The organism is Thiomonas sp. TH-17 (assembly GCF_057473305.1).
On sequence record NZ_JBYCKI010000019.1, the window covers coordinates 1 to 4,336 of the forward strand.

The following is a 4,336-nucleotide window of genomic DNA, read 5'->3' on the forward strand; positions in this document are numbered from 1 at the left end:
GCTGATGCAGGCTGTCATCGATCCGGACCAGTAAGCCGCGCGCATTCGATGTGGAAACGCGGCCATTGGGGCACGGTCCCGCGTACCTGCCGCTAAATCGAGCGCTGCCGGTCGGCTTGACGCGATGGCTGGCCGCATTGTGTCGTTCAGACCCTCAGGTCCATGAAATCAGTCGTACCTAACCGATGGGCGATTGGTCGGATATCGGCGGGTCCCTCGAGCCTCGATGCAGCGGCTTCGGCTTGTTCCATCGTGGCTTGCATGCTGATTGGTTCAGGTGTCGCCGAGGCAAAGACGCCCCAGCACTTGCGCCAACCTGGATTGAAGCGGTCCACATTCGGTGTCAGCAGCTCAATGTCATGGGCTAAACCGAAATGCACGGCGTATCCCGCGCCGGCATGACCGGATTCCGCGCGCAGCGACCGGCTCACCATACCGACGACTTCGCCGTTCCTGTTGAACACCGGGCCTCCGCTTAGGCCAGGCGGCCAATCGCTCTCCACCTGGAACACGGGCGTCGGATTCGAGTGACTGGTGCCCTCCTCGTGGACAGCGACGATCCGTCCGTAAGCACCGTACATGCCCTCGGTCAGCAGGGCTGACTGCCGAGCCGGGTCGACTTCCGACAGATCCAGTTCGGGAAAGCCCACGGCGAGCACGACCTCGCCGAGTTGCGGTACCCAACCCATCGTCCGCATCGGCAATGTTTTTGGCGGCCGTACACCGGGGCCAATCCCTGCGACCTTCAACGACGCGACATCGATGGCAGGTCGTCGGACGGGCTGGCGCCGCAGCATGGCCATCGGATCATCCACCTCCATCAGCGATGCGAACACTTCTTGCGGCGGTACGAAGCAGTCCGGTGGGATGTTGACCGTTCCAAACACCACGGCGTGCATGCTCAGGAAAAGGATCGGGCGTCCGGCAAGATGATTCTCAACGCAGTCGATGACGTGGTAGGCGGTGAGGAAGTTACCGAAGCCATCGACATGGAACGCTGTCCCAACGCCATACATCCTTCCATCCACTTGCTGGCAGAACATCGGAACGATCGCGTTGCGCAGTCCAAACGGGTCATCGATCTCGAAGGGCGCGAAGGGCTGGCCTGGTTTCGGTTCATAGCCGCGAAGGCGAAGCCGCGTTCCGGACGGTCCCTCGCAAGTGCGGATAAAGAAAGGCTCGAATGTGCTCAATTGATGTATCTACGTGTCAAGAATGCAGCCAGCCCAGCATCTTAGTGGAGCCGGCTCAATAGCCGAATGATACGGCCGACTCTCCATAGAAACTAAACGTCCGCGTGTGGCCGAAGGGACTCGCTGCCTTGAAATGCCTGACCCGACCCAGAGCGCAAACTCACCATTCTCGACTGCATCCGCTGCCGATGCGAACTCAGCTTCGTACTTCGCGAGTACCCCTCGGACCGTAATCTCGTCGGCGGTTGGAGTCCCTGGCATATCTCTCCCTTTTCCAGTCAAAGCGCGGGTGCGCCATCGTTTGGGCAAGACACTATATCCCTGCATCCGGTGACGTAGCCGCCCGCTCCTGTTCGACTGGGGCCAGTTCACCCGCTGGGCAGCGAATGTTGGTTCTGGTGTTGGCCGTTATCAGCCACGACGCCGGACATGGGCAACGCGCTGACGACGATGCCCCGATGTTTAACGCCTAGCCTTACCCATAGCATCGACGATGCCTTGGGTCTCCACGCTGACACGGGTGACGCGAGATAGCAGGTCGATGACTTTGTCCTTGTAATCGGCGAAGCGGTAGGTGTTGAATTTCTCGCGGATGGTCGGGTCTTTCGGCTTCTTTTCCTTGTACTGGTCGAGGATCCATTCCAGCGCGCTGCGGTTGCCCAGCTTGTACGTCCACGCCTCGAATGGCACGCCGGCCAGCGTGGTTTCCGAGTCCAGCGCGATGCGGCCAGTGTCCTGGCGATCCTCTTGCTGACCCTGCTTGGCGCAGGCTGTACGACCGCGCCGCCGCGGCTGGTGCCCCTGCCGCCGCTGCCAGCAGCGCACGCCCCGGCGCCGGCTGAATGTGCGCGCGCCGCGCTGGCGTGCTGGCCCGCCACGCTCACTATGCTGCCCGCCGGCTGGGCGCTGTATACCGCCGACGCCCGCGCGCGCGAGTTGCTGCGCCTGAAGGCCGCCGACGCCGAACGCTACATGGGCCTGCGTGCGCAAGCGCTGCGGTGCGCGTTGTGAGCCGCGCGAAGATCATCACCGATAAGGCGGGGCTGTACTACGGGATCGGGATCCAGTGCCCGGCGGGGCATACGCATGTGCTGTTCACCGATTTCTCGATCGTGTCCGACGCCGCGGCTCCGGCCATCATGTTCACTGAGCTGTGATAATGGCGCTCCGCGCACTCACGCCGTTGCTGTTGCCGCGCGCCCCACTGGCTCCGATGGATGCAGCGACCAAGGGTTACGTGGATGATCGCATCAGCGGGGTCGGTTTGGACTATCCGCTGTGCAAGTGTCCGGGCCAGTGCCTGGTGCCTGGCGACGCGCTGGGCAATGCCGCTACCACCAAAACGATGGGCAATGGGACGGTCTATTACATCCCGCTGCGCGTGTCGCGCGCCTACGCCATTGCAACAATGGGCTACTACGTGACCACGGCGGGCTTGGTTTCCACAGGTGGCGATGTCGGCATCTACAGCAGCACGCGCAGTGCCGGGAACAACGATGTTGCTGGCAGTCTGTTGGCGATCACGGGCGTTGGAGTTGGCGCGGCTACCACGGGACTGAAGACCGCTCCCACGACATCCGCGTTCACGCTGCAACCGGGCGTGCTGTATTGGGCGGCGGTGGCGTTTTTCAGCAACTCAGGCATGCCTGCCTTGCGCGCGCTGGCGCTGGCATCGATTGGCCCAGCGATGGCGCGTGACAGCGCCACCGGCGCGCGCAAGGTGTGCCTGACCGGCGCCGCTGGAACGTATGGCGCGTTACCTGCAACAGCCGGGACGCAAAGCACGTTGAGTGGTACGACGATTCCCATGCTGCTGCTGACGGAATCGTGATCGCGCCCCGTGATAAGTGCCCACGATCCGGTTGGCTTGACGCCGGCACTGGCCTGCACCGGGCTTCGCGCCGTTCCACATGGAGCGCGTCGAGCACACCTACACGGACGGCACCAAAGAAGCACATCAATCCTTTGAACTGCTTGGCGTTTTTCGTTTCAGTGGTCTCCACATACCAGCGGCCGTACCCGCGAGCATGCAGCATGCGTATTCATGCAAGTATTCCGCAAATGTGCGATCTTTGGCATCCAGGAAGTCGAACTTCTGGATAGGACAGAGGTCCGAATCACTATGACGAAGCCGACGATGACACACGTGGCAAGCGGCGAGAGCCATGCCGTAGGCGCTGAGTTGCATGTGCTGGTGATGCCCAGTTGTGACGGCGGCTACTTTGCGCAGGGTCTCGAAATTGACTACACCGCAACTGGTGCGACCGAAGCCGAAGCACGGGATCGTTTTGCGCGCGGATTCACCGCCACGATCCAGAGTTACTTGCGGCTTGGGCGTGACCTAGGTGCGCTTTTCAGCAAGGCGCGAACACCTCCTGAGTACGTGCAGGCCTACTATGCTAGCGCACGTCGGCACGTGCTTCACTGCATGGTGATCGCCGTCGATGTCCCGGACGATACACAAAGGCCCGCGGCGATACCTCGGCAGTTTAGCTTCTGCAGCGCAGAACGTCCGCAGGCTATAGCCCTCCTGTCGTGAGGCTTAAGAAAGGCCCTTGGGATGGCGCACAGCCACGAGGGCACATTCTCAAGGTGCTACGCGGGCACGGTGTCTCCGTTAAGCTCTTAGATGATGTGGATCAGTACGAGCTTGTCGATCTGGACGGCGATCCAGAAGTACTACACATTCCGGATGTTGTGCTGAGCGAGTTGATCGTGCATATCTATCGACGATTCGGCCAACTGCACAATTTCGAGATCACTGATCTGGTTGCTCCAAGGGAAAGGCACTGACTACGTTTGTTAATTGCTACCGGGAGGAACCGATGGCTAAGAAAGAAACGATCAAGCCGCCAACCAAGAAGGATCTGAAAGATGCAAGCAAGGAGCTCAGGAAGGGTCGCCCGTCCGGCGGAAGGGTGATGGCAGATGCCTCTGTAGCGGCTCGCCAAGGCGTCAAGCGTAAGCCCAAGAAAAATAGCTGATGCCTGCGATACGCGTGCACCCACGTCTGCGCGTCATCCTCGCTCAGCGCGAATAGCGGTTTCGGTAGCCAGTGCGCTCGCGGTCTCACTGCACGGCGCGCCAGTCTCACTCACTGTGCTGCGCGCCGGCACATCCTGCGGCCTCAAGTTCGCGCTGCA

The 4,336-nt window shown here is 61.2% G+C and carries 7 protein-coding genes; 5 read left to right on the plus strand and 2 right to left on the minus strand.

Translation table 11 applies throughout. From position 1 onward, the window contains the following. Nucleotides 1-146: 146 nt before the first annotated feature. The gene (locus tag AC2VLV_RS01415; RefSeq protein ID WP_486988305.1) at nt 147-1,193 is read right to left on the minus strand and encodes a S1 family peptidase; all 1,047 of its coding nucleotides are present in this window, start codon (nt 1,191-1,193) and stop codon (nt 147-149) included. A 462-nt stretch (nt 1,194-1,655) separates the two neighbouring features. Beyond that, nucleotides 1,656-2,018: a type ISP restriction/modification enzyme gene (locus AC2VLV_RS01420; protein WP_486988306.1), complete on the minus strand. Its 363-nt coding sequence runs from the start codon at nt 2,016-2,018 to the stop codon at nt 1,656-1,658. Between the two features lie 60 nt (nt 2,019-2,078). Here AC2VLV_RS01420 and AC2VLV_RS01425 point away from each other — a divergent pair, with 60 nt between their 5' ends. The 5 genes from AC2VLV_RS01425 (at nt 2,079) to AC2VLV_RS01445 (ending at nt 4,177) form a co-directional block, all read left to right on the plus strand. Beyond that, entirely contained in the window at nt 2,079-2,204 is a 126-nt protein-coding gene (locus AC2VLV_RS01425) for a hypothetical protein (protein WP_486988307.1), read from the plus strand. After that, complete coding sequence (locus AC2VLV_RS01430) at nt 2,201-2,350, plus strand: hypothetical protein (RefSeq protein WP_486988308.1); 150 nt, start codon at nt 2,201-2,203, stop codon at nt 2,348-2,350. The genes AC2VLV_RS01425 and AC2VLV_RS01430 overlap by 4 nt, the downstream gene beginning before the upstream one ends. A gap of 2 nt (nt 2,351-2,352) precedes the next feature. After that, entirely contained in the window at nt 2,353-3,024 is a 672-nt protein-coding gene (locus AC2VLV_RS01435; RefSeq protein WP_486988309.1) for a hypothetical protein, read from the plus strand. Nucleotides 3,025-3,237: 213 nt separating this feature from the next. Continuing rightward, nucleotides 3,238-3,732 carry a hypothetical protein gene (locus AC2VLV_RS01440; RefSeq protein WP_486988310.1) on the plus strand — a complete coding sequence of 165 codons (495 nt, stop codon included), beginning with the start codon at nt 3,238-3,240 and terminating at the stop codon, nt 3,730-3,732. 286 nt (nt 3,733-4,018) lie between these two features. Continuing rightward, nucleotides 4,019-4,177 (plus strand): hypothetical protein, encoded by a 159-nt coding sequence (locus tag AC2VLV_RS01445; RefSeq protein ID WP_486988311.1) that lies wholly within the window; start codon nt 4,019-4,021, stop codon nt 4,175-4,177. Nucleotides 4,178-4,336 lie beyond the last annotated feature (159 nt).

Bases quoted from the DNA above. Each gene is read 5' to 3' on its own strand.
- AC2VLV_RS01425 (WP_486988307.1), top strand. From the start codon at position 2,079: ATGCTGCCCGCCGGCTGGGCGCTGTATACCGCCGACGCCCGCGCGCGC.
- AC2VLV_RS01445 (WP_486988311.1), top strand. From the start codon at position 4,019: ATGGCTAAGAAAGAAACGATCAAGCCGCCAACCAAGAAGGATCTGAAA.
- AC2VLV_RS01440 (WP_486988310.1), top strand. From the start codon at position 3,238: ATGCAAGTATTCCGCAAATGTGCGATCTTTGGCATCCAGGAAGTCGAA.
- AC2VLV_RS01435 (WP_486988309.1), top strand. From the start codon at position 2,353: ATGGCGCTCCGCGCACTCACGCCGTTGCTGTTGCCGCGCGCCCCACTG.